Genomic DNA, 24,742 nt, shown 5'->3' on the forward strand with positions numbered 1-24,742 from the left:
ATGGCAGAGAAAAGGAAGTGGTTCGAGTGGCTGACCGGCTCGCTCGAGCAGAAGAAGCGGTACAAGCAGCAGCAGGAACGCGTGAAGCAACTGCCGGCCGGCTACCAACAGGCGCAGGAAGCCATCGAGCGCTATCTCATGCACCGAGGTGGGATCAGCGACGGTGAGGAGTTGCTGCAGATGCTCGACGACCTCACCGAACTCATGGAACGTGCCGCGGCCGACGGCACCGCCATCAACGACATCATCGGCGAGGATCCAGTGGACTTCGCCGACGAGTTCCTTGCTAACTACACCGACAGCCAGTGGATCAACAAGGAGAAGGCCCGGCTGAAGAGGTCCGTCGATGACGCGACCCGGAGGCAGGACGCGGAGGACACACCATGACCACGACGACGCTCACCAAGCCCGCCATTGAGGTCCGTAACCTGACCAAGACGTACAAGGACAACGAGGTCCTCACCGGCGTGGAGTTCGCGGTTGCACCGGGAAGCATCTTCGCGCTGCTGGGCTCCAACGGCGCCGGCAAGACCACGACCGTTCGGATCCTCTCCACCCTGCTGGAGGCCGACTCCGGGACCGCTCTCGTCAACGGTATCGACGTTGCCCGCGACCCCGGCAGGGTGCGCGAGTCGATCAGCCTGACCGGACAATTCACCGCCGTGGACGAGATGCTCACCGGCCGGGAGAGCCTGATGCTGGTCGCGCAATTGCGTCATCTTGAGAATCCCCGCGTCATCGCAGAGGAGTTGCTGGAGAAGTTCTCGCTCATCGAAGCCGGCGCACAGAGGGCCTCCACCTACTCCGGCGGCATGCGGCGGCGTCTCGACCTCGCCATGAGCCTGATCGGTGACCCGGAGGTCATCTTCCTCGATGAGCCCACCACCGGCCTGGACCCCAAGTCCCGGCTGGAAGTGTGGGACTCCATCCGGACACTGGCGCGCGGGGGCACCACGATCTTGCTCACCACCCAGTATCTCGATGAGGCCGAGCAACTCGCCGACCGGATCGCGATCCTGCATGAAGGACGCATCATCGCCAACGGGACCTTGTCCGAACTCAAGGAACTGCTGCCCCCGGCCGAGGTCGAGTACGTGGAGAAGAGGCCCAGCCTGGAGGACATCTTCCTGGCCATTACCAGCACTGACCCGGGCGCACGCGCCCCGGAGAAGAACCAATCATGAGTACGCACGCCTTCAGCGAGACCAGAACTCTGCTCGGACGGTCCCTGCGCCACATCGCCCGCAGCCCGGACACCATCATCACCACCGCGATCATGCCGATCGCGTTCCTGCTGCTGTTCGTCTACGTCTTCGGCGGCGCCATCGACGCCGGTACCGACGACTATGTGAACTACCTGCTGCCCGGGATTCTCCTGATCACCGTGGCATCCGGGATCGCCTACACCGCGTACCGGCTGTTCCTGGACATGCAGAGAGGCATCTTCGAACGGTTCAGTTCGTTGCCGATCTCCCGATCGGCCACCTTGTGGGCACACGTGCTGACCTCGCTGGTCGCCAATCTGATCTCACTGACCATCGTCATCGGCGTGGCTCTACTGATGGGATTTCGCTCCAGTGCCGGTGTGCTGGAATGGCTGGCGGTCGCAGGAATTCTGATCCTGTTCACCATGGCGCTGACCTGGCTGGCCGTCATCGCCGGCCTCTCCGCCAACAGCGTCGAAGGAGCCAGCGCATTCTCGTACCCGCTGATCTTCCTGCCGTTCCTCAGCTCGGCGTTCGTACCCACCGACTCGATGCCCGCTGCGGTGCGAGCCTTCGCTGAGAACCAGCCGGTCACCCCGATCGTGGAGGCACTGCGCAACCTGCTCACTGGTCAGGCGCTCGGCGAGTAGATCTGGGTCGCCTTGGCCTGGTGCGTCGGAGTACTGCTGGTGGCCGTCCTCATCGCGGTGAGGATCTACCGCCGCAAGATCTCGTAGACGACTCGCCTCACGGCGGCCCGCCCGGCACGGGGCAGGAACCGGCGGTCTGCCCCGGCACGTCTGCGGCACTCTCGACCGAGCCCGCCGGCGCCCGGCCGCCCGCTCCCTCAGAGCACCTCAAGGATCGCCACGGCCCGTTCGCGCAGATCGGCAGCGGCGTCTGGGGAGAGGGTGTCCGGGCGCCTCGGGTTGTCCAGGTGCCGGGTGAACCGGGTCAGCGCCTGCTCGGCGGGGTTGGCGCGTCCACCCTCCAGATGCCGCTGCGCCTGCGACAGCGCGTTCGTCAACTGGTGCCCGATCGGGCCGTCGACGTCACCGGAGGCCCGGTAGTCCTCCAGTACGTGCTGCAACGCGAGGACCGCCTCGAGCGGATCGGTCGGCGTGCCCGGATCGGCCGCTACCGTGACCGGCAGCGTCACCACGGTCCCGTTGGTCTCATCGGCGATCTCCAGGTCGTGCTCACCGCCGGTCAACCCCTCGGGCACGGTGAGGCGGATCTGGGCCCGCCCGGCCTCGTCGGTGTTATTGACCGGAGTCGGGTCCAGGTCGAACTCGCCGGTGCCCACCCCGCCCAGGGTGGTGTGCAGCACCTGGGGCACCGGCTCACCGGCGGTGAAGACGAACGAGGATACGTCCAGCGCGATCTCTTCCCCCGGCCCGAACACCGCGTCCGGGTCGCTGATCCAGCGCACGCCCACGGCCCGCTGGGTGAAGTCGGGTGTGATGGTGCCCTGGGCGGTGATGTAGTCCACCATCGCGTCCAGGTCGGACTGGCCGGTGTCGGCGATGTTGCGCCCCTGCGGCAGCGTGGTCATGCCTCCGCCGCCACCGGCCATGTGTGAGTTCACCACCACGGTGTAGAACTCCTGGGGTTCGACGACCTCACCGTCCAGGAGCATCCGGCCGATCCGCTCTCCGGCTGCGGCGTCGGGGTCGTAGAGGTAGCGGAAGTTGGCGGACTGGGCGAGTTTGGAGAACTCCCCGTTCGCGCGCCACTGATCCTCCAGCACCTGGGCCAACTGCTCCCCGCTGAGTTCGATACTGACCAGGGTGTTGGCGAAGGGCTGGACGTCCCCGGAGTCACGCACTGTCACCGGTCCCGCCGCGAGGTCCGCGCGCAGCCCACCGGAGTTGGTGAAGGCGATCTGTGCCTGTGGATGGGTCCGCTGGGCGGCCCACAGTTGCGCATCGGCGACCAGCGCACCGAGCACGGACTCCCCGCCCCGGTTCTCGCTACCGCCGGCGTTCCGGGCACGGTTGAAGTCGTGCGTGGCCTCGCCGATCACCACCTCGCCGAGTTCGGCCGCGTTCGCCCGCGCCTCGTCCACGATGCCCCGCACCCGCTGGCCCAGCGCGCACTCCTGGTTGCCGGCCGGGTCGATCGACTCGTTGCGCGCCTCCGAGTCCACCACCTCACCGGTGGCGGCCTCGATGGTCAGGTTCAGAACCCCCATCGCCTCGCCGTACTGGCCGGCCTGGGTCACCCACATCCCGTCGACGTCGTGAACGTAACGCCCGTGGGTGTGCCCGGAGATGATCGCGCTGATCGAATCGTGCGCCTCATCGATCAACTGCCCGAACGCGGTCCCCTCCGCACTGTCCAGGGAGGTGGTCGGCAGTCCTTCGTGCACGACGGCGATGACCACGTCGGCGGCGCCGGTGGCGGTGAGCTCGGCCGCCTGGGTGTTCACCGCCTCGCTCATCGAGGTGAACGTCAGTTCCTCGATACCGGACGGCGTCACGAGGTTCGGCATGTCCTCGGTGATAGCACCGACGAAGGCCACGTCCAGCCCACCGGACTCCACGATCACGTACGGGTCGTAGACCAACTCACCGGCGTCGTCGACGATGTTCGCCGCGATCCACGGGAAGTCGCTGTACGGGATCACCCGCTCATCGACGTCGGCCCGACCCTGGTCGAACTCGTGGTTGCCCAGCGCCACGGCATCCAGACCCAACTCGTTCAGCACGTCCAGGGTGGGGAAGTCCTGGTCGATGAAGGAGGTGAAGGTGGTCGCGCCGATGTTGTCCCCGGCGGAGACGAGCAGGGTGTTCGCGTTCTGGTCGCGGTAGTTCTGCGCGAAGCAGGCCATCGACGCGGCGACGGCCGGGTCCCCGACGTTGTCCGCGGAGGAGCCGATCCGCCCGTGCAGGTCGTTGAAGGACAGGATGCTCAGATCCACCAACTCGCCCGGCTCGTCATCGGGCACGTCGAGGCCGATGATGACCGGATCGTGGTCGGAGGAGCGGAACGGCACGCCCGGGTCGAAGTGGCTACTGGCGAAGTAGTTGTGCCGGGAGTACTCGGCCAGGACCGACTCGTTGGCGTTGATGCTCCAGACCTCGGTGCCGGTGTGCCGCTCCTGCGCCGTCTCGCTCATGAAGATGTGGTCAAGCGAACCCACCCGGCCGTCGAAGACGTAGGTGTTGTCGCCACTGAAGTCACCCTCGGACGGGTTCCAGGCCGGGTTGGCGTTGGCGTAGCCGGCGGCCTCGAACACCCGCACCGGGTCCTCGGCGGCGTAGGCGTTGAAGTCACCCACGAGGAGGGCGTCCTCGATACCGGCGTCCGCGGCGACCTCGTCAGCGAATGCGATCAGTGACTCCGCCTGCTCGATGCGGTCGGCGTTGTAGCAGGACTGCGGTGCATCCACGTCACCGTCGTACCCGCTGCAGCCCTTGGACTTGAAGTGGTTCACGACGGCGAGGAACTCGTAGTCGGTGCCAACCACGCCGAAGGGCTGGGCCAGTGGCTCGCGGGCGTTGGCGAAGGGCTGGCCGTCCTGGCTCTGTCCGGTCAGGATCGTGGCCTCACCGGCCGGTTCGACCGCTTCGGGCTGGTAGATGAAGGCGTTGCGGATGACGTCGTCGTGGGCCAGGTCCGGCACCTGCGCCGGGGATGGCGCAAACGCCCAGGTGTCCTCACCCGCACCCTCGTTGAGCGCATCGACCAGGATCTCCAGGGTCTCGTCCCGGTTGCCGTCAGAGGAGAAGTGCGCGGAGTTCTCGAGCTCCGACAGCCCCACCACGTCGGCGTCGAGCGCGTTGATCGCGGCGACGATCTTGTCCTGTTGCCAGGACAGCACCTCCGCGTCCCAGGCCCCGCGCGGTCCGGGGTCGGGATCGGTGCACCTGTTCACCGTGAGCGGTTTGCCCTCGCGGTCGTCGTAGGAGGTGCAGTCCGGCATATCGGCACCCAGGGTGGTGAAGTAGTTCAGCACGTTGAAGATCGCCACGGTGACGTCCCCGCCGACCTCGGCCGGCGCGGCGTTGGCCTCGCGCGTGTCCCCGCCGGCGAAGGTGAGGAGGTCACCGGCGTTTCCCGTGACCGGTTCGGTGGGCTGGAAGTTCCACTGGAACCTGTAGTCCACGATCACCGGCTCGTGGAAGGTCACGCCCACACCGGTGCGCACGTTCGGCTCCCCGGTCAGGTAGGGCACCTGCGCATCGAAGGGTGTCCGCGTGGACTGGCCGTCGTCCAGGGCGACGGCGCGGGCGGCGTTGTCGGCCACGACCGCCTCGTACCCGGGGTCCGCGGGGTTGGCGACGTCGGTCTCCTGCACCAGCGGACCGTCCAGGCCCAGACCGATTGACCCGAACCGGGTGTCGCCGAACCCGCCGAGCTGGTAGGTGTCGGAGACCACGTACCGGCTCGCGGGGTGGACCAGCATGTTCTGGAACACCAGTCGCTCGGCTTCGGTGTGCGGCAGCACGAAGTCGGCGATCGGCACGACGGGGTCGAACTCCTGGTCCAGCACCGCCACCTGGTGGCCGGGTGTGGAGGTGTCCACGCTGATCTGGTGCAGGCCGTTGTACTCCCCGCGCGTACCGGTGATCCGCACGTAGTCGCCCAGTCCGACGTCATCGACCGTGCTCGGGGAGTAGACGAACAGCGCGTCGGAGACCTCGCGCCCGTCCAGGTCGCCATCCCCGCCGCTGCCGGCGGTCTGCACGGTGTAGCCGTTGAACCCGCCGGTGGGGTAGTGACCGGTCACCACGCCGGTGGTCGTGACCGTGGTGCCGTTACTGGCGCCCCACACCTGCGCGATCGTGAGTTCCTCGGGGTCGCCCGGCTCCCCGGGGTCATCCTCACCGGCGTCGTTGGGTTCACCGCGGGTTGGGGCGGCGGCCACCCACTCGCCGTTGAGCCATTGGATGGATCGGGTCGGCGAACCGGTGACTCCGGTGGGGCTCGCCGTGGCCCCACGGATGGCTTCTGGCAGCCGCGCATCGTGGCCGGCGGTGGTGCCGAGACCACCGGGCCGCTCGCCGATGGTCCAGAACCCGGCGATCTCGCCGCCGGAGTCGAAGGACGTCACCACGAACGCGCTCGATCCGTATCCACCGGAGGTGCTGTTGGTGATCGGCACCGCGACGTCCAGCACCCCGGACTCGGGGACGGTGGTGTCCTCGGGGAGGGTGAGCACGTGGGCGTCGCTGTGGGGCGCGTCGCCGCGGGTGATCGAACCGACCACCCAGCCCGAGGCGTCGGTCCCGGCCGGGGCCGCCACCTCGATGAAGTCCTCGTCGTCGCTTCCGGCGTAGTGGATCTCGACGAGGTCGAGGCTCCCGACCTCGGCCGGCACCGGGCCTGGATCGCCCGCCGTGGTGGCGGCCACCGCGGCCTCATCCCCTGCGGTGGCGACCTCATCCCCGGCGGCGGCCCCGGGGGCGGCCTGCGCGGGAATGGCGAGGCCCGCACCGATCAGGCTGAGTCCGGCAAGCAACGCAAGCGGACGGGTGCTCGTGCGGACGTGACGGCGACTCGCCGGCATGCTCTCCCCCAGGTGGTCTCCGGTTGTGGCGCACGTCACGCTAGTGATGATCGCGCGCGCGGCCAAGCCCGTTCACCAACTGTTCCTCCGCCGGTGGCCGCGCGGCTACCGCGGGGTTCGCCTCCGGCTCGTCGGTACTGGCCCGGTACTCGACGCGGCCCGAGCCGCTGGTCCCGGCCCGGTAGGCCCGCACCGAGCGCAGCCGCGGCGATGCGCCCCGGAGTTCGATGCGCAGCCGCCGTACGGTGACCGGGCTGACGGCGTGGAGACGCTTGTGACCCACGCTCAGCCCGGCGGCGAGCACCCCGGCCCCGGCGGAATCCGTGCGGGCCGGGGCGGCGTCGTCATCGATCAGCACCCGATGGGCGCCGATGCGCTGGCCGTCGTTATAGTCCTCGGCCAGTTCGACGTGGTCGATCGTGACCGGCTCCTCGAAGGTGGCGGTCCAGACGTCGCCGGAGCCGCTCAGGTGTGCCCGGATGGGCCGAGCGAACCGCCGGTCGAGTTCGGTGCGCCACTGGCGCAGCCTGGCCGCGTCGTCATCCCCGATCAGCCCGCGGTCATCGGGCGGGACGTTGAGGAGCAGGTTCGTTCCCATCCCGACGGAGCGGTAATAGATCCCCAGCAGGTGCTCGGTGGACTTGGGCTCATCGTCACGAGCCCAGAACCAACCGCGGCGCAACGAGACGTCGCACTCCGGGGGCAGGTAGCGCGGTGCGTCGAGGGCTGCGGTGTCGGAGACGTAGTTGGACACCTCGGTGCTCTCGACCACGTAGTGCACCGGATCGGCGGCCAGGCCGTCCTCGTTGCCGATCCAGCGGATCGTGGGCCGTCCCATGTTGAAGACCATCGCCTGCGGCTGGAACTGGTCGATGACGGCCATGACGCCGTCCCAGTCATAGGCTCGTCCGTGGCTGCCGGCGCCGTCGAACCACAGTTCCACCAGCGGTCCGTAACCGGTGCACAACTCCCGTAGTTGCGCCTGGTAGAAGCGGTCATAGGCGTCCGGGTCGTCATAGCAGGCGGCATTGCGGTCCCATGGCGACAGGTACAACCCGAACGGCATGCCGGCCTCCCGGCAGGCGCGCGCCACCTCGGCCACCACGTCCCCCCGGCCGTCGCGCCACGGCGAGGACGCCACGGAGTAGTCGGTGGTGGCCGTGGGCCACAGGCAGAACCCGTCGTGGTGTTTGGCGGTGAGGATGAAGTAGCCCGCGCCGGCGTCCTGCGCCGTCCGTACCCACTGAGCCGCATCGAGGTCGCGCGGATTGAAACTCGCCGCCGGCAAGGTGCCGTCACTCCACTCCATGCCGTGAAAGGTGTTCACGCCGAAGTGGCAGAAGAAGCCCAGTTCCAGGTCTTGCCAGGCCCGTTGACCCGGGCTGGGCGGGATGAGTCGCATGGTCGGGGAGTTCGGCAGAGGCGGCATGGTCGGCGAGGCTACCGGCCGGCCGTCCTCTCCGCGATCACCACCACGTGGCGCGCCCGGGTGCCAGCGTCTCTGCGTAGAACGCGTGAGGACAGCCCTCAGGGGTGCGTGCCGGTCTCGGTGTGACTGTGGCTGGCCGGTTCGATCTGGATGGTGGAGTGCTGCACGTCGAAATGTCCGCGCATGCAGTCCTGCACCGCGTCGAGCACCCGGCAGAACTGCGTCGGATCCAGCACCTCATCGGTCACCACCACGTGCGCGCTCAGTACCGGGACTCCGGAGGTGATGGTCCAGGCGTGCAGGTCGTGCACGTCCAGCACGCCGTCCACGCTCCTCATGTGCTCACGCACCCGGGTCAGCTCCAGATCCTCCGGGGTGCCTTCCAGCAGCACCCGCCCCACGTCACGCAGCAGCAGGGCCGCGCGCGGGGCGATCATGAGTCCGATCGCCAACGAGGCCACCGCGTCGGCGGCGCTCCACCCGGTCAACGCGATCACCACCGCCGCGGCGATCACCGCAACCGAACCGAGCAGGTCGCCCAGCACCTCCAGGTAGGCCCCGCGCACGTTCAGGCTCTCGGACCTGCCGGCGGACAGCAGGCGGAGCGCGATGAGGTTGGCCACCAACCCGATCACACCGAAGACCAGCATCAGCGGGCCCTGCACCTCGGGAGGCTCGAGCAAACGCCGGATCCCTTCGATGATCACCACCACGGCGATCACCGCAAGCAGCACCCCGTTGATCAGGGCGGCGAACACCTCGGCTCGTTGGAACCCGAACGTCCACCGTCCGCTCGCGGGGCGCGCCGCCAGCCAGGTGGCGACCAGGGCGATAGCCAGCCCGGCGGAGTCGGTGAGCATGTGGCCGGCGTCGGCGAGGAGGGCGAGGGAACCGGTCAGCACGGCACCGATCACCTCGGCCACCATCACGGTTACGGTGATCACCAGCGCCAACGCGATCCGGGACCGGTACTTCTGACCGGCGGTCACCGGCACGTAGTGCTCGGTCATGGCCACGCTCCGGCCGGCAGCAGCGCCGGTGTGGTCTGCGAGTGGTCGTTGGCCCGGCCCCGGCCACGGGCACCCACCAAGCCGCAGGCGCGCATCGCCATAGGCCGATGCTATCAATCGCAGACGATGACCCGGCCTCCGAACCCGTCCTGGCTACCGCCGCGCACGCGAGCGTGCCTGCCGGGCCGCCTTGCTCCCCCGGCGCCACTGTCGGTTCTGTTCCGCGCCCAGCCGCGCGTCGGCACGCATCGCCTGGCGCTGCGCCTCCCGGCGGAGCGAGCGCCAGGAGTCCAGCCGGCGTTCGGCCAACTCCCCGGACTCCACCGCGGCCTGCACCGCGCAGCCCGGTTCACGGTCATGGACGCAGTCGGCGAACCGGCATCCGGCGGCGATCGACTCCACATCCTCGAACGTGGAGGCCACCGCGTCCTCGGTGGCCACCAGCCCGATCGAGCGCAGCCCCGGGGTGTCGATCAGCGCCTGTCCCGGCCCCAGCGGCACGAGTTCACGGTGGGTGGTGGTGTGCATTCCGCGCTGGTCCCCGCGCACCCGGCCGGTGCCCATCACCTCCGTACCCGCGAGGGTGTTCACGAGTGTGGACTTTCCCGCTCCCGAGGGCCCCACCAGGACCAGCGTTGAGGCGTCGTCCAGAACGGTTCGCAGGTGGTCGATGCCCGCACCCGTGGTGGCACTGAGGGCGAGCACCCTGGCTGTGGGCGCAACCGCGCGCACCTGCTCCACCCAGAAGTCGGCGTCGGCGACCATATCAGCCTTGGTCAGCACCACCACCGGCCGCGCACCGCAGCGGTGAGCGATGGTGAGCAGCCGTTCGATCCGCCCCAGCGCAGGCAGCGGCTCCAACGGCTCCGCGATCAACACGGTGTCCACATTCGCGGCGATGACCTGCTCGCGGGAGGTGGTATCCGCGCTGTCCCGGACCAACTCGCTGATGCGCGGTGCGATCCGGACAACCCCGTCGGCAACGTGCAGCCAGTCCCCCACCGCCGGCGCCAGGGGCTCACCGACCACCGCCGGCAGCGTGCCCTCGGGACCGGTACGCCAGGTGCGGCCGGCTGCTTGCGGCGCGGCGGCGTCGTCGTCGGGCATGCCATGCGCAGTTCCACCGTCGAAGGCAACCTGAATACCGTCGTCGGGGATCGCGCGGATGGCGCCCTTGTCCACCCGGGTCACACGCCATCGCGAGGGCGACAGCGCGCCCGGAGCACCGGAGGCGGCTTGCTGCTGGTTCATCACCGTTCACAGTACGAACGCCCGCAACGCAATTTGCGGCCATGTCCGGCGATCAGCCGCCCACATCACCAGGACATCCTCCGTACTGCGCACCACGGCGAGACCTACGGGAACGAGAGCACCGGCGCTTCGAAACATTTCGTGGGCATTCCGGTGCGCCAGCCGATGCCACACCGTATGCGGGCTTGTTCCTGGGGCAGGGAGCCACTCAAATCGCCAGAACTAAGGGGTTGAGCCGGTCCAGGTGGCGTGCTGGTCGGTCAGAACTTTAACGAAAGTTCCCGAAAGTCATTGACGAGGCACGCTCTCCGCCATACCTTCTATTGCACAACGAGGCCCTCCTCGCAGTGGAGTGAGGCGGCCTCGGCTGATCACACAGCACCGTGCGTGCCCGAAGGGCCCGATCGCTGCAGAGGGAGTCATCTGTGTCTGCTCAACGACGAAGTGGCAAGACAACCGCGACCACACGGTCGAGTGACCGCACGAGCCGCTCGACCCGTGCTGGTCTTGCTGCGGCTTTAGCGGCGCTGTTGACCGGCACCTCCCTGGTGGGGCTGGCCAACGCGGCGCCGGAGGACGAGTTGCCACCCGCCGAGCAGACCTTCGAGCACTACCCGGCGATGAAGGATGTCTACGAGGACTACTTCCACGTCGGCATCTTCGGCCGGGGTAACGACATGGACGCGTTGGTCTACAACTACGCGTCGTACACACCCGGCAACGAGATGAAGCCGGAGAACACCCAGCGGGAGAAGGGTGTCTTCACCTTCGATGCGGCCGACGCGGCGATGGCCGAGCATGCGGCGCACAATCCCGACATGCTCTTCTACGGTCATACCCTGACCTGGCACTCACAAACGCCCACCTGGATGTGGGACGCCCCTCCCGCCAGGTACGACCAGCCGGGAGAGTTCGACGCCGACGTCGCGCTCGAGAACATGAACAGCCACATCGAGAACGTCCTCGGATACTACGGCGCGGACCTGCAGGCCATCGACGTGGTCAACGAGGCCGTCGGGACCGCCGATACCGATGACTGGCGCGCCTCCCTGGCGAAGGGCGAGGGCTGGTACATGGCGCTCGGCTCGGACTGGGTCGAGTTGGCCTTCCAGAAGGCCGCGGAGGTCGTCGACGAGAACGGGTGGGACATCAAGCTCGTCTACAACGACTTCGGGCTCAACGACCCGGCCAAGGCCCAGGTGGTCTACGAGATGGTCAAGGAGATCAACGAGCGCAACGTAGGCGTCCGGCCGGACGGGCGACAATTGATCGAGGTGATCGGCATGCAGGGGCACTACGGCCTGAACACCGACATCAGCAACGTCGAGGCGAACATCGAGCTCTTCGCGACGCTCCCCGGCATCGAGATCAACATCACCGAGATGGACGTCGGCGTGCCCCCGGGGGAACTCGACGCGTGGAAGGAGAACAACCAGGGCATGCAGTACGCCCAACTGTTCCAGACATTCCGCAAGTTCGCCGCTGGCCCTGCCAACACGACCGGCAACCCTCGCGTGATCACCGCGGTGAAACTCGCCGGGGTCCGGGACGTCGAGACCGGCTGGCGGGGCGGCGAGTTCGCGATGCCCTACGACTACGACGGCCTGGCAAAGCAGGCGCTGCTCGGCATCCTGTGGCCGGAGGAGTTCCTCGCCGCCCACGAGTGGATGGAGCCGGACTTCGAAGACGGTTTTGAGCCGGTTGACGGAGTGCACGTCTACGACGTCGGACGGGGCGACGCCTACACCGGCGCCAACATCATCCTGGGCAACGACTCCTCGCAATGGCCGTGGTCGACGGCCGGTGAGGACGGTCTCGTGGCCTTCACACCCGAGCCCGGCGCGAGGTACCGCCTGAGCGTGAACACCACAATCCTGGGAACCAACTCCGTCCGGATTCGCTGGGTCAAAGACAACAGCAACGGCGGGTACACCGAGGCGGACGGCGTGGTGGTCAATGACCACCAGTACGGAGGCGGAGATGTGGCGGAGCACATCCCGGCCTACTTCACCGGACTGATCAACATGGGCACCTACACCTTGGTCACCGAGATCATGCTGGACGGCGACCAGCCTGAGGAGGGCTTGATCGGCAACATCGCCGTTCGGGGTGGCGGAGGCGGCAGTGCCTACACCATCAACTGGCTCACCGTGGAACGCATCGGGGGCGACGGTGAGGAGGACGAACTCCTCGTGGACTGGCCCGCTGCAGCAGCGGAGGACCCGGTCGATGCGGTGATCGCGCTCGCGGGTGCGCTGGAGGAGCACACGCATGCCGGCGCGGTCGATGGCCCGATCTCGCACAGGTTGACGAACGCACTGGAGCAGGCGCAGCGGCACCTGGAGGGCGGGCGCACCGACCCGGCCGCGCAGGCCATGGACAGGTTCATCCGGAACCTGGACAGTCCGCAGCGGCCGGACGCTCTCACCGACGAGGCCCGCACCGACCTGCGTGAGCAGGCCGAGCGGATCCTCGCGATGCTCTGAGGACCCTGGCCCCTGACGGCACACCGGCACCCCGCACCCCGCACCCCGCCACCCCCGCACCCCGCACCCCGCACCCCGCCGAAGGCGAGAGTTATGGCCGAAGACGAGCGGTCTAGCACTCGCCCTCGGCGCTCGGGCTCGCCCTCGACCGCTGTGGGGCGGGTCGGCAGGCCGGGCGGCGCCTGCCAAAGCCGGCCCGCGGCGCACGGGGTCGCTAGCGTGCCGACAACCCCTGGTGGTCCCGCTGACCCTGCATCGTGTGCAGTCGCCTACTCGGCATCGGGGCCGATTGGTCGGCACTGTCCGGGCCGGCTGGCAGTTTGCTTGAGCACTGGCAACGTGCTTGAGCAAGTGGAGTGTCAGGAGCCGCCGCGGGCGATGAAGTTCGCCTCCACGTGGCTCACCATCGCATCGCAGGTGCGCAGGAGCAGCCACACCAGGATCGGGCTGACCAGCAACAACACCACATCGAAGGTGAAGTAGACGATGCCCGCAGCCACCACCAGCATGGCCAGCAGGCCCAGGGCCACGAGCGGGGTCCTGGCCATGTAGTACACGGCCAGCCGGGCCACGTCGCGGGTGCGCAACGCGAAGAAGGACGTGATCACCAGCCCGTTCAGGGCCCACACCGAGAACAGCACCGCGAGCACCACCAGCACCACCCCGTAGCCGCCCGGTACGCCCGCGTACTCCAGGTTGGCCAGGGTGATGCCGATGATGGTGAGCACGGCGAGCCCGGGGACCCATAGTTTGAGGACCTCGACCACGTTGAGCCGGTAGCCGCGCAGGAATGAGGCCATCGGCGTCAGCGACTCGGCCCGGTACCGGTCCCGCATGGCGAAGAGCCCGGCAGACAGCGCCGGACCGGCCGGAACCAGGCAGAGCGCGACCAGCGGGATGTTGCTCGTCGAGCGATCCAGCAGCATCAGCGGCAATGTGCCCGGAAGGGTGGTCAGGACGAGTAACAAGCCCACGACGAGGAACCAGTAGATCGAGCCGGTGCCGCGGCCGAGGACGCCATCGCCGGGGTCGCGGGCCGCTGAACGGTCAGAGGTCATGGTCATACCTGCCAGGTCGGGGGTTCGTCTTGGACGCATTCTGCCCCGATGCGAACGGGGCCGGTGGCGATGTGCTGCCACCGGCCCCGTCGTCACCGGGACACGGAACCTTCTCAAGTACGGCCGAGTGGTCTTACTCGTCGTCCTCGAAGGCGTCCTCGTCCACGTCGCGCTCGACGGCCTCATTGGCAACCTGGACGTAGTTCTCCATCCCGAGGCCCTCGAGTTCGGCCACGTAACTGTCCCACTCGTCGAGTGAGCGCTGGCCGATGATGAAGGCAGCGGTGTTCTGCTGCACGGCGTCACCGAGGGTGTTGGAGGTCAGGGACTGCGTCTCCTGCTCGGCCTCGTCGTAGGGGTAGGGAGGCCCGGGCGGGATCACTTCCTTCTCTCCCATGATGGACAGGAACTCGACCATCTCATCACCGAGCATCGACTGGACCAGGTCCTCGGTCGAACCCTGTGCGGGCATCCAGACACCGTTGTGGAAGCCGTAGTCCACATTCAGTGACTCATCGGCGTCGGGGTTGATGCCGTGGATGTCGATGTTCTCGTCGAGGATGCGGGTGTCGCCGTCACGCTCGAAGGTCTCACCCTCCACACCCCACTTGGCGAACTCCTGGCCTTCGTCGGAGAAGTACAGCCAGTCGACCAGTTGCAGGGTCGCGACGAGCGTCTCCTTGTCCGCCAGATCGGCGGAGAACATCAGGCCGGATTCCGTTCGACCTTCGGTGGTGACATTGCCCGCCGGGCCGGCCGGCACCGGGATCATCCGCAGTTCCACATCCGGGTCATCGAAGCCGTCCCGGTAGTTGAGGATCTCCTGGTTGTTGCCCGCGATCGCCGCGGCCTGGCCATTGGTGAACTTCGCGATGGCGGTGTCATCGTCCTGGCTGACCGACTCGGGGTCCAGGACCCCGCGCTCCACCAGGTCGTTGAGGTACGTCAGCAGGTCCCGGTAACCGTCCTGGGCACCGGCGTAGACGTACTGGCCGGCGTCGTGGTCGTAGTTCAGACCATCACCGAAGCCCCAGCCGGCGGAGGTGCCGAAGGAATCGGCCATGAAACTCACGGTGGCCTCCATCGGGCCGCCACCGCTCCACCGCTCCGTCCAGCCGTAGTCGAGGTCATGGTCGTTCATGACCGTCTCGAGCTGGTCGGCGAGTTCGTCGAAGGTCTCGGGGTCCTCGGTGAACCCGGAGTCCTCGAACAGATCCTTACGGACCACCAGCGAGTACTGCGGGAAGGGGTTCTCGTGCAGGCCCGGGATCATGTAGTAACGCCCGTCGACTTGACGCTGCTGCTCGATCTCCTCCCACAGGTCCCACTCGTCAGCCTTCTGGGTGAAGTGCGGCATCAGGTCCAGGTAGTCCGAGATCGGCAGGATCGTGCCCGAGCCGACGAACTGAGCCTCGTCCCCGGCGTAGGTGACCGGGATGACGTCCGGGGCATTACCACCGGCGATCGCCAGCGAGCGGCCCTCGGCCCAGTCCGACAGCGGCACCACCTGGTTGTTGAAGACGACGTTGTGGCGTTCCTCCATCACGTCGAAGAACATCCAGTCCTCATCGAGCGGGTAGTTCGGATGATCGCGGTACATCACCGAGATCTCCAGCGGCTCATCGGTGGTGGCCACGAACGTGTCACCGACGGAGAAGTCCTCCATCGCGCCCACGTTCTGGGACTCGTCCTCGAGGAGTTCCTCGGCGTCGACGTCGTCGCCGCCACCATCGCCGCAGGCCGCCAGCACCAGGGCCGTGGCAGTCGCGGTCGAGATACCTGCGAGCACCCTTCTTCGTGTATTCCTCATCTTTCCTCCAATGGTGAACGTCGTCGTTCGCGACGATCGAATTCGGGACTGGCAGTGGGCAGCGACGCTCACTGCTTGACGGCTCCGAGCATCACGCCGGAGACGAAGTACTTCTGGATGAACGGGTACAGGCACAGGATCGGCAGCATCGTCAGCAACATCGCCACGGCCTGGATGTTGGAGTTGATCTGCGCGCTCTCGGTGCCCAGACCCTCGGTGGACAGCGCGCCGGCCATCAGGTTGCGCAGGTACATGGTGACCGGGTACAGATTCGCGTCATCGAGGTAGATGAACGCGAAGAACCACTGGTTCCAGAACGCCACGGCGTAGAACAGGATCATGGTCGCGATCACCGCCTTGGACAGCGGTAACACGATGCGCCACAGAACCCCGTAGGTGTGCAGGCCGTCGATCCGGGCCGCCTCCTCGAGATCGGCTGGGAAGTTCTCGAAGAAGGACTTCATGATCAGCAGGTTGAACGCGCTGATCGCGTTCGGGATCACGATCGCCCACATCGTGTTACGCATCCCCAGGTTGTCCACGAGCACGTAGTTCGGGATCAGGCCGCCGTTGAAGACCATCGTGAACAGCGCGATCGCGATGAAGACGTTGCGGCCTTTGAGGTGTTTCTTGCTGATCGCGTAGGCGAACGTGGTGGTCAGCACCATCGAGATCGCGGTGGCGGTGACGGTGTAGACCACGGTGTTGCGGTAGTTGGTCCAGAACCGGCTGTCGCCCATCACCGCCTCGAAGGTGGTGACGTTGAATCCGCGCGGGAACAGGTTCACCTGGCCGCGGGTGATGTAGATCTCGGCGGAGAACGCCTGCGCGATCACGTTGACGAACGGGTACAGCGTGAGGAGGCACACCAGGATCAGGAAGAACGCGTTGAACCACCGGAACACGGTGTAGCCGCGACTGTCCTTGATCTTGGTCGCCTGTTCGTTGACGCCCAGGATCTCATTTGCCCGGCCCTTGGCCTTGACATCGACTGACGTGCTCACCAGAGACTCTCCCCCACCAGACGGCGCGATATCAGGTTCGCGCCCACGATCAAGATGGCGCCGATGATGGCTTCGAAGAAGCCGATGGCCGCGGCGTAGGAGAAGTTCGCTCCCTGCAGCCCCACGCGGTACAGATACGTGGCGATGACATCAGCGGTCGGATACAGCAACGGGTTGTAGAGCAGCAGCACCTTCTCGAAACTGACCGAGAGGAAGTTGCCCATATTCAGGATCAGCAACACCACCATGGTGGGCCGGATCCCCGGCAGGGTTACGTGCCACGTCTGTCGCCACTTACTGGCCCCATCAACCCGGGAGGCCTCGTAGAGCTGTGGATCGATCGTGGTCAGTGCGGCGAGGTACAGGATGGTGCCCCAGCCGACGGTCTGCCAGATCTCCGAGGTGATGAAGATGGTCCGGAACCACTCGGACTGCTGCATGAAGGAGATCGGACCGGCCCCGAACACGTCGAGGATCTGGTTGATTGTGCCGCGTATCGAGACGATCTGGAGCACCATCGCCGCGACCACCACGATGGACATGAAGTGCGGCAGGTAGGAAATGGTCTGCACGGTGCGCTTGAACACCCGCGAACGCAACTCGTTGAGCATCAGCGCCAGGATGATCGGCAGCGGGAAGACGATGGCCAGGCTCAACCCGCCCAGGATGAGGGTGTTCTCGAAGGCGTTCCAGAAGCTGGCATCGCCCAGGATCATCCGGAAGTACCGCAGGCCCACGAACTCGTCACCGAAGATGCTCCCGCCGGGACGGTACCGGCGCACCGCGATCACGTTTCCCGCCATCGGGATGTAGCGGAAGATCAGGAACCAGATCACCGGAAGCACCAGCAGGGAGTACAGCCGCCAGTCCTTCTTCAGCGCGATCCGCCACTCGTGCCCGTGCCGGCCCAGCCACGACCGCGGCCTTTCCTTGCGCGGCCCGCCGCTGGGGCCGTCGTCGCCGACTCCGACCCCCACGGCGACGCCGGGCCCCGGGATCTCGCGGCCCGGGGGGATGCCTGCTCCGGGCATGGGCTGAGGTGCGGTCACGATGACACCCCCGCAGTAGTTTCGCCGGGATCGACGACGACGACGGGAGCCAGTTCGCGGTCGTGGCCCACCGTGCGTAGGGCGCCGGTCAGGCTCAGGTCCACCTTGGCGAGGGTCTGGGTGACCGAGCGCCCGATATGCAGGCTGACCTGCCCGGGTTCGACGATTCGCTCGCCGGCGAGTCCGGTGAAGGAGGTGAGGTCGGCCGACAGCGTGAAGCGCACCCCAGCGGAGGCTCCGGCATCGAGCGGCACCCGGGCGAAGGCGATCAGGCGGCGCACCGGCTGCGTCACCTGCGCCACGTGGTCCTCCAGATAGACCTGGACGACCTCGGTGCCGCGCCGGTCCCCGGTGTTGGTGACGGTCAACTCCACCGTGACCTGCCCGGCCGTGTCCCACTCGGTTCCACCGCCGGCCACTGTCGCCTCACTCCACTCGAAGGAGGTGTAGGTCAGTCCGTGGCCGAAGGGGAAGAGTGCACTGGGGTCGAGGTTGGAGACCGTGGAGGCCTGGCCGAGCGGGGCGGCGAGGTAGGTGCCGGGCTGACCACCGCGGTCCCGGGGAATACCCACCGGCAGCCGGCCGGAGGGGTTGATCGTGCCGGTGAGCACCTCGGCGATGGCCCGACCGCCGTGCTGGCCGGGGAAGAAGCCCTGCACGATGGCCGCGACCCGGTCGGCATAATGTCCCAGCGCGTACGGGCGACCGGTCAGTAGCACCAGCACCACCGGGGTGCCGGTGGCCAGCATCTCCTCGATCAGTTCGCCCTGGATCCCCGGCAGGGCCAGATCCGCGGCGTCGCACCCCTCTCCGGAGGTGCCCCGCCCGAAGAGCCCGGCCCGGTCGCCGACGACCACGACGCATGCATCCGCCGCGTGGGCCGCCTCGGCGGCCTCGGCCAGCCCGGCGCGGTCGGTGTCGGTGACGTCGCAGCCTCGGGCGTACCGGACGCTGCCGAGTTCGGCCTCGAGACCGGCCCGCACCGTGGTGATGTCGATGCCGATCTCGTGGTCGGGATGCTGGGCTCCAACGTGCGCCGGGAAGGAGTAGCACCCGAGCATGCTGTAGGGGTCATCCGCCAAGGGGCCGACCACCGTGATCGAGGCGCCTGGTGCCAGCGGCAGGGCGTCGTCGTTGGCCACCAGCACCACCGACTCCCGCGCCATCTCCAGGGCCACCTCGCGGGCCGGCTCCGGGTCGAGGGCCAGCGACTCGGGATCGGCCTGCTCCGGGGTGTAGTCGGCGTCGAGCAGACCGAGTTCGATCTTCTGGATCAGGACCCGCCGCACCGCCCGATCCAGGATGGTCTCGGCGACCCGGCCCTCTGCGAGGGCACGGGCGAGCGGATCGCCGTAGGCGTCGATGGTGGGCAGTTCCACGTCCACGCCCGCGGTCAGGGCAAGAGCGGCAGCGTGCGATCCGTCGGCCGCCACCCGGTGCAACCGCTCGAGGAAGCGGACGCCGAAGTAGTCGGCCACCACGGTGCCCTCGAAGCCGAGGGTGTCCCGGAGCAGGTCGGTCAGCAACCAGGTGTCCGCCGCCGAGGGCACGCCGTCGATGTCCGTGTAGGAGTGCATGACCGAACGGGCCCCGCCCAGGCGCAACGCCGCCTCGAACGGGGGAAGAAGGACGTCGGCGAACTCGCGGGTGCCGATCGAGACGGGGGCCAGGTTCCGCCCGGCCCGCGACGCCGAATAGCCCACGAAGTGCTTCAGGGTGGCCACGATGCCGGTCGACTCCAGGCCGCGGACGTAGGCGGCACCCACCATCCCCACCAGGAAGGGGTCCTCGCTGATCGTCTCCTCGGTGCGTCCCCACCGGTAGTCCCGGGTGACGTCGAGCACGGGCGAGAGGCCTTGGTGCACGCCGGCGGCCCGCATGCTCTGCCCGATCAGGGTGGCCATCTGCTCCACCCGCTCGGGATTGAACGAAGCGCCCCAGGACAGCGGGATCGGGAAGGCGGTGGCCTGCCACGCGGCGAAGCCGGCCAGGCACTCCTCGTGCACCTGTGCCGGGAGGCCGAATCGGTTGGCCGCCATCACCTCACGCTGGGAGTGCGCCAGCGAGCGTGCTCCCAGCGCCGGTTCCACCGGGGCAGTCCCGTAGGGCCGGCTGAGCTGGCCCAGGCCGTCGGCGATCACGGCTTCCCACTCCAGGCCCTGGGGCATGTCCGACTGGTTCGGGGCCACTCCGGCTCCCGAGGCGTCCGCGCCGACCCACAACCCCACGATCTGACCGAGCTTCTCCGCCTGGGTCATCTCGGCGAGAAGACCATCGGCGCGCTCCGCCGGTGTGCGGGTGCGGTCACGCCAAGGCGGCACCTGCGACTCAGCGGTGCGTTCGGCGCTTATGTCCGTCGTCATCGGCTCCGGTCCACTTCGTTGTGCCTACACTCTGATCGAAACTTTCGTGAAAGCAGCGAAAGTTGCTTGGTGCGACCTTAAGTGGATGTGCCCGAACTCGTCAAACAACGTTTCGGTAACGGCATGGTCATGGTGATACCCTGAAGCCGAAACTTTCGCATCGGAGCAATAGGGGAACGATGAGCAACGAGGCCATGGCGGCCCAGAAGCCCAGGGCAACGATCGCCTCGATCGCGGCGGAGATCGGTGTCTCGGTGCCAACCGTGTCCAAGGTGCTGAACGGCCGTCCCGACGTCGCCAGCCAGACCCGCGCGAAGGTCGAGGAAGCGCTTGAGCGCCACCAGTACCGGCGACGCCGCTCCGGCCACCGAACCAGCTCGGCCCTACTGGACCTGGTGTTCCACGAGCTCGACTCGGCCTGGTCGGTGGAGATCATTCGCGGGGTGGAGGCCGTGGCCGCCGCGCGCCAGATTGGGGTGGTGCTCTCTGAACTGGGTGGTGAGCACCGGCCCAAGCAGGAATGGCTCGATGCCGTCCTGGCACGACGCCCGGCCGGGGTGCTCTTCGTGCTCTCCGGCGTGGAGGCCGCGCAGCGATATCAGTTGGAGTCCCGATCGATCCCGTTCCTGGTGCTGGATACCGATGGCGAGCCACCGGTCGGCATCCCCACGGTCGGGTCGAACAACTGGAGCGGTGGACTGTCCGCCTCCCGGCACCTGCTCGGCCTGGGGCACCGTAGCCTGGCGGTGATCTCCGGACCCAAGGACGTCTTGTGCAGCAGGGCCCGGGTGGACGGGTTCCGCAGCGCTCACGACGAGGTCGGCGTGAGCGTGAACCCGGAGTTCATCCGGCACGGGCTGTTCCACGTCTCGACCGGCTACCAGCACGGCCGGGACCTGCTGGACCGGCCGGACCGGCCCACCGCCATCTTCGCCGGCTCCGACATGCAAGCCCTCGGCGTACTCCGCGCGGCCCATGAACTGGGCCTGCGGGTGCCCGAGGATCTGTCGATCGTGGGATACGACGACGTCGCGGTGAGCCAGTGGATCGAGCCGGCGCTGACCACGGTGCACCAGCCACTCCGGGAGATGGCGGCAACCGCCACCCGGATGCTGCTGCAGTTGGCCGACGGGCAGACCCTGGCCCACCAGCGCATCGAACTTGCCACTGAACTCGTCGTGCGCCGCTCGACCGCTCCACCGCCCTCCTGAACCGGCGACGCCGCCGCCCTGATCTGGCGACACCGCACCGCAGCCTGCCCGTACGATCTTTCATTCTCGATCTGTACAAGTCGGAACACCCCGCCGGATGAACGTGTACGGCTGCTAGCACTACGGCAGAATGGACCGTGCCCCGCCACTGCGGGGCGATGGTGCCCCTGCGGGTGGCGAGACCGCGTGGTGGCGAGTTCCGGTGAAGGTGGATGTCGATGAGTGCTCCCAGTGTCAGTTACTCCATAACGGTGCGGCTGGACCTGCCCGCCATACCCACGGCGGTGAGCCTGTTGACCACCGCGGTGGAGAAGGCCGGCGGTGTGGTGACCGCGGTGGACGTGTCGGCCTCCGGACCCGATCGCCTGCAGGTCGACCTGACCTGTGCGACCGGCGGCGAGAGCGACGCCCGCAAGGTCGTGGACACCCTCGGCGAGGTCGAGGGTGTGCGGATCGGCCGGGTCTCGGACCGTACGTTCCTCGCCCACCTGGGTGGGAAGATCCAGATCGAACCGAAGATGCAGATCCGGCACCGCGATGACCTCTCCCTCGTGTACACCCCCGGCGTGGGGCGGGTGAGCCAGCAGATCGCTGCACATCCCGAGGACGCCTCCCGCCTGACGATCAAGCGCAACACCGTCGCCGTGGTCTCCGACGGCTCGGCGATCCTGGGGTTGGGCAACCTCGGACCGCTGGCCGCGTTGCCGGTGATGGAGGGCAAGGCCGCCCTGTTCAAGCAGTTCGGGGGCATTGACGCCTTCCCGCTGTGCCTGGACACCCAGGACGTCGACGAGATCGTCCGGACCGTCAAGGCGGTCGCCCCGGTCTTCGCCGGGATCAATCTGGAGGACATCTCCGCGCCCCGGTGCTTCGAGATCGAGGACCGGTTGCGCAAGGAACTGGACATCCCCGTCTTCCATGATGACCAGCACGGCACCGCGATCGTTGCTCTGGGCGCCCTGACCAATGCGTTGAAGGTGGTCGGGAAGAAGCTCGAGGACGTCCGGATCGTCCAGGCCGGTGCCGGCGCCGCCGGATCGGCGATCCTGCGGCTGCTGCTTGCCGCCGGCGCCACCGATGTGGTGGTCGCCGACGTGGGCGGCATCGTGCACGCCGACCGGGACAACCTCGATCCCTCGCTGGAGTGGGTCGCCGAGGCGACCAACAAGCGGGATCTGAAGGGCACGCTGTCAGAAGCACTGGTCGATGCCGATGTGTTCATCGGGGTCTCGGCACCGGACCTGGTCTCCGAGGATGACGTGAGATCGATGGCGGAGGGGGCGATCGTGTTCGCGATGGCCAACCCGATGCCGGAGATCGACCCGGTGATCGCCACCCGACACGCCGCCGTGGTGGCGACCGGCCGCAGCGATTTCGCCAACCAGATCAACAACGTCCTGGCATTCCCGGGGGTCTTCCGCGGACTGATCGACGCCCGTTCCACGCGGATCACCGACGAGATGCTCATCGCCGCCGCCCACGCGGTGGCCGATGTGGTCACCGCCGACGAACTCAACGCCACCTACATCGTGCCCAGTGTGTTTCACAGCGATCTGCACACCACGGTGGCAAAGGCGGTTCAGGCGGTCGCCGAGCGGGACGCCGCGAGCCTCTCCTCACAGGATGAGCACCCCAACCCCATCGAACTGGAGTTCAAGAAGGACTGAGTCCATCCGGCCCCAGCTGGTCGGCCGGTAGGCAGGGCGGCGCGTCAGACCTGCGGGGTCAGGCCAGGACGGGCGGTGTCACCACGTCCACCCACGACCACACAGTTCGAGTTCGCGCCGGGCCCGTTCGGCATCGGCCTTCGGACCGGCGGGAACCGACCGGACCGACAGACCGGCGAGTGCGCAGGCATCGGCGAGCATGGAGTCGTAGGCCCAGAGCGTCGTTCGCCAGTGGTGCTGCCGCGCGAACATGTCCGGGTCGGAATCGATCCGCCGCAGGATCGCCGTCAGTGTGGTCAGCCGCATCTGCATCTCCAGCACCCGGAACACCTCGCGCGCTTCGGCCTCCTCGGCTCGCCGACGAGCCCACGGCCACCAGGTCTCGATCCACTCCCGCAGGTCGCGCCGGCCGGACGCGTACTCGACGGCAGCCCGGGGACGCCGGGGCCGGATCATCATCGGGGCCCCGCTCAGCGAATCCAACAGCCACTTCATTGAGCGCCTCACCCTCAGGGCCTATTCTCCCAGGAATCTCGCCGTTCTGCCAGGTGGATAAGCGCGCAACGGCCACAGCCGGTGGGCGGCGACCGACCTCTGTCCGCTGGTTCCGCCGTGCCGGCTGGGATGTGCCGGTGCCAGACTGGACGCCATGTACCCAGCAGCGATGATCAACCCCGACTCCGACCGCCGCGAGGGAGTCAGTTGCGCCGGCGTGTACACCGCCGCCGATCGCGAGCGCGTCGTGGAGGTGCTGGCGTCGCTGGGATTCAGTGGCTGGATCGGCCCGTCCCAGGACCGGTGGGTGCTGGTGGTCGCAGAGAACCCATTGGGCAAGGTGGCTGCTGGCAAACGGACGATCGACGAGGTGGGGCGGGACCTGGCCGCGACCACCGGCGCCCTTGCGCTCGTTGCTCAGGTGCGGCGGGACGAGGCCCTTCGGTTGTGGCTCTACGACGGTGACCAGCGGGTCGCGACGGTTGACACCAACCCGCCCGAGCCCGAGTTCGGTGCGGGGCCCGGGCACGACGAGTTCGGCGGGGCCGTGACGCTGGACGAGTTCGGCGAGCCGATGCCGGACGAGTTCGGTGAACCGGTCGGGATGGCGATGTTCGAAGACGACTCGGACGGGCTCACCTACGCCCCCCTCGCACAGGCGCTGGACGTGCCGGAGGTCTCCGAGGAACTCACCGAGTTGCTGGAGGACGAGCTCAGCGAGGACGAGAGCGAGTCCGAACGGCTCACCGCCATGGCTCGGCTCCTGGGGCTGCCCACCTGGCTGGTCTCGGCGACGTCGCTGCCCAAGGACATCTGGGGCGGCCCTCGCCGGGAGGAGATGATCCGCCTCCAGGTCGGGCGGCAGGGTGCCGCCGGGGCGCTGCACGGCTTCGTGACGCGCCGCACCACCCGCCGCCCGCCTGCGCGCCCGGAGCGGCGTTAGCACCGGCCGCCAGCACCCCGAAGCCGAGCCCACCCCTCCCAGCACTCCGAAGACGAGCCCCGGCGTCGAAAGCGAGCCCAACAAGTATCGCCCTGGGCGGCCACGATCGCCCTGGGCGGCCCCGGCGGCCTGGGCGGCCCCGGCGGCCTGGGCGGCCACGGCGGCCACAGCGGCCACGGCGGCCTGGGCGGCCCCGGCGCCCCTGGCAGGCGGTGCACCTTGGGCAGCCGCCCGGCCTATGCCGTC

Annotated in this window: 16 protein-coding genes and 1 pseudogene; 7 read left to right on the forward strand and 10 right to left on the reverse strand. The window is 67.8% G+C overall.

What is annotated here, in order from left to right:
• The 3 genes and pseudogenes from ACO0LV_RS05620 to ACO0LV_RS05630 all read left to right on the forward strand — a co-directional run bounded on the left by ACO0LV_RS05620 (position 1) and on the right by ACO0LV_RS05630 (position 1,942).
• Entirely contained in the window at positions 1–387 is a 387-nt protein-coding gene (locus ACO0LV_RS05620) for a DUF1048 domain-containing protein (RefSeq protein ID WP_424786883.1), read from the forward strand.
• The gene (locus tag ACO0LV_RS05625; RefSeq protein ID WP_424786884.1) at positions 384–1,184 is read left to right on the forward strand and encodes an ABC transporter ATP-binding protein; all 801 of its coding nucleotides are present in this window, start codon (positions 384–386) and stop codon (positions 1,182–1,184) included. The genes ACO0LV_RS05620 and ACO0LV_RS05625 overlap by 4 nt, the downstream gene beginning before the upstream one ends.
• Positions 1,181–1,942: pseudogene (locus ACO0LV_RS05630) on the forward strand (ABC transporter permease). Before ACO0LV_RS05625 ends, ACO0LV_RS05630 begins: the two are co-directional and overlap by 4 nt.
• A 110-nt stretch (positions 1,943–2,052) precedes the next feature.
• On the opposite strand, the gene ACO0LV_RS05635 reads toward ACO0LV_RS05630, so the two are convergent.
• From ACO0LV_RS05635 to rsgA, 4 genes are all read right to left on the reverse strand, one after another.
• A complete protein-coding gene (locus ACO0LV_RS05635) occupies positions 2,053–6,759 on the reverse strand; it encodes an ExeM/NucH family extracellular endonuclease (protein ID WP_424786885.1) in 4,707 nt (1,568 codons plus the stop codon).
• A 1-nt stretch (position 6,760) separates the two neighbouring features.
• Positions 6,761–8,149 carry an alpha-L-fucosidase gene (locus ACO0LV_RS05640; protein ID WP_424786886.1) on the reverse strand — a complete coding sequence of 463 codons (1,389 nt, stop codon included), beginning with the start codon at positions 8,147–8,149 and terminating at the stop codon, positions 6,761–6,763.
• Positions 8,150–8,247: 98 nt separating this feature from the next.
• The gene (locus tag ACO0LV_RS05645) at positions 8,248–9,159 is read right to left on the reverse strand and encodes a cation diffusion facilitator family transporter (protein WP_424786887.1); all 912 of its coding nucleotides are present in this window, start codon (positions 9,157–9,159) and stop codon (positions 8,248–8,250) included.
• A 153-nt stretch (positions 9,160–9,312) separates the two neighbouring features.
• Complete coding sequence (gene rsgA / locus ACO0LV_RS05650; protein WP_424786888.1) at positions 9,313–10,410, reverse strand: ribosome small subunit-dependent GTPase A; 1,098 nt, start codon at positions 10,408–10,410, stop codon at positions 9,313–9,315.
• A 530-nt stretch (positions 10,411–10,940) separates the two neighbouring features.
• On the opposite strand from rsgA, the gene ACO0LV_RS05655 reads away from it, so the two are divergent.
• Positions 10,941–12,896, forward strand: a complete 1,956-nt coding sequence (locus ACO0LV_RS05655; protein ID WP_424786889.1) for an endo-1,4-beta-xylanase — start codon at positions 10,941–10,943, stop codon at positions 12,894–12,896.
• A 359-nt stretch (positions 12,897–13,255) separates the two neighbouring features.
• On the opposite strand, the gene ACO0LV_RS05660 is transcribed toward ACO0LV_RS05655, so the two are convergent.
• From ACO0LV_RS05660 to ACO0LV_RS05680, 5 genes are all read right to left on the reverse strand, one after another.
• The gene (locus tag ACO0LV_RS05660) at positions 13,256–13,954 is read right to left on the reverse strand and encodes a glycosyltransferase (RefSeq protein ID WP_424786890.1); all 699 of its coding nucleotides are present in this window, start codon (positions 13,952–13,954) and stop codon (positions 13,256–13,258) included.
• 133 nt (positions 13,955–14,087) lie between these two features.
• The gene (locus ACO0LV_RS05665; RefSeq protein WP_424786891.1) at positions 14,088–15,764 is read right to left on the reverse strand and encodes an extracellular solute-binding protein; all 1,677 of its coding nucleotides are present in this window, start codon (positions 15,762–15,764) and stop codon (positions 14,088–14,090) included.
• Between the two features lie 68 nt (positions 15,765–15,832).
• Positions 15,833–16,723, reverse strand: coding sequence for a carbohydrate ABC transporter permease (locus tag ACO0LV_RS05670; RefSeq protein WP_424787001.1), 891 nt, complete (start codon positions 16,721–16,723; stop codon positions 15,833–15,835).
• Positions 16,724–16,764: 41 nt separating this feature from the next.
• Positions 16,765–17,799, reverse strand: coding sequence for an ABC transporter permease (locus ACO0LV_RS05675; RefSeq protein ID WP_424787002.1), 1,035 nt, complete (start codon positions 17,797–17,799; stop codon positions 16,765–16,767).
• Between the two features lie 14 nt (positions 17,800–17,813).
• The gene (locus ACO0LV_RS05680) at positions 17,814–20,180 is read right to left on the reverse strand and encodes a glycoside hydrolase family 3 N-terminal domain-containing protein (RefSeq protein WP_424786892.1); all 2,367 of its coding nucleotides are present in this window, start codon (positions 20,178–20,180) and stop codon (positions 17,814–17,816) included.
• A 179-nt stretch (positions 20,181–20,359) separates the two neighbouring features.
• Between ACO0LV_RS05680 and ACO0LV_RS05685 the strand changes: the two genes are divergently transcribed.
• Complete coding sequence (locus ACO0LV_RS05685) at positions 20,360–21,391, forward strand: LacI family DNA-binding transcriptional regulator (RefSeq protein ID WP_424786893.1); 1,032 nt, start codon at positions 20,360–20,362, stop codon at positions 21,389–21,391.
• Between the two features lie 218 nt (positions 21,392–21,609).
• Complete coding sequence (locus ACO0LV_RS05690) at positions 21,610–23,058, forward strand: NAD-dependent malic enzyme (RefSeq protein ID WP_424786894.1); 1,449 nt, start codon at positions 21,610–21,612, stop codon at positions 23,056–23,058.
• Between the two features lie 78 nt (positions 23,059–23,136).
• Here ACO0LV_RS05690 and ACO0LV_RS05695 read toward each other — a convergent pair whose 3' ends face one another.
• Positions 23,137–23,553, reverse strand: a complete 417-nt coding sequence (locus tag ACO0LV_RS05695) for a hypothetical protein (RefSeq protein ID WP_424786895.1) — start codon at positions 23,551–23,553, stop codon at positions 23,137–23,139.
• Between the two features lie 154 nt (positions 23,554–23,707).
• Between ACO0LV_RS05695 and ACO0LV_RS05700 the strand changes: the two genes are divergently transcribed.
• On the forward strand, positions 23,708–24,496 hold the full coding sequence (locus ACO0LV_RS05700; protein WP_424786896.1) for a hypothetical protein: 789 nt from the start codon (positions 23,708–23,710) through the stop codon (positions 24,494–24,496).
• Positions 24,497–24,742: the final 246 nt, after the last annotated feature.

It is taken from the genome of Pseudactinotalea sp. Z1739 (genome assembly GCF_049725055.1).
In the GTDB taxonomy this organism is placed as follows: domain Bacteria; phylum Actinomycetota; class Actinomycetes; order Actinomycetales; family Beutenbergiaceae; genus CALKWS01.

Bases quoted from the DNA above. Each gene is read 5' to 3' on its own strand.
- ACO0LV_RS05620 (WP_424786883.1), top strand. From the start codon at position 1: ATGGCAGAGAAAAGGAAGTGGTTCGAGTGGCTGACCGGCTCGCTCGAG.
- ACO0LV_RS05625 (WP_424786884.1), top strand. From the start codon at position 384: ATGACCACGACGACGCTCACCAAGCCCGCCATTGAGGTCCGTAACCTG.
- ACO0LV_RS05640 (WP_424786886.1), bottom strand. From the start codon at position 8,149: ATGCCGCCTCTGCCGAACTCCCCGACCATGCGACTCATCCCGCCCAGC.
- ACO0LV_RS05645 (WP_424786887.1), bottom strand. From the start codon at position 9,159: ATGACCGAGCACTACGTGCCGGTGACCGCCGGTCAGAAGTACCGGTCC.
- rsgA (WP_424786888.1), bottom strand. From the start codon at position 10,410: ATGAACCAGCAGCAAGCCGCCTCCGGTGCTCCGGGCGCGCTGTCGCCC.
- ACO0LV_RS05660 (WP_424786890.1), bottom strand. From the start codon at position 13,954: ATGACCTCTGACCGTTCAGCGGCCCGCGACCCCGGCGATGGCGTCCTC.
- ACO0LV_RS05665 (WP_424786891.1), bottom strand. From the start codon at position 15,764: ATGAGGAATACACGAAGAAGGGTGCTCGCAGGTATCTCGACCGCGACT.
- ACO0LV_RS05675 (WP_424787002.1), bottom strand. From the start codon at position 17,799: ATGCCCGGAGCAGGCATCCCCCCGGGCCGCGAGATCCCGGGGCCCGGC.
- ACO0LV_RS05680 (WP_424786892.1), bottom strand. From the start codon at position 20,180: ATGACGACGGACATAAGCGCCGAACGCACCGCTGAGTCGCAGGTGCCG.
- ACO0LV_RS05685 (WP_424786893.1), top strand. From the start codon at position 20,360: ATGAGCAACGAGGCCATGGCGGCCCAGAAGCCCAGGGCAACGATCGCC.
- ACO0LV_RS05690 (WP_424786894.1), top strand. From the start codon at position 21,610: ATGAGTGCTCCCAGTGTCAGTTACTCCATAACGGTGCGGCTGGACCTG.
- ACO0LV_RS05695 (WP_424786895.1), bottom strand. From the start codon at position 23,553: ATGAAGTGGCTGTTGGATTCGCTGAGCGGGGCCCCGATGATGATCCGG.
- ACO0LV_RS05700 (WP_424786896.1), top strand. From the start codon at position 23,708: ATGTACCCAGCAGCGATGATCAACCCCGACTCCGACCGCCGCGAGGGA.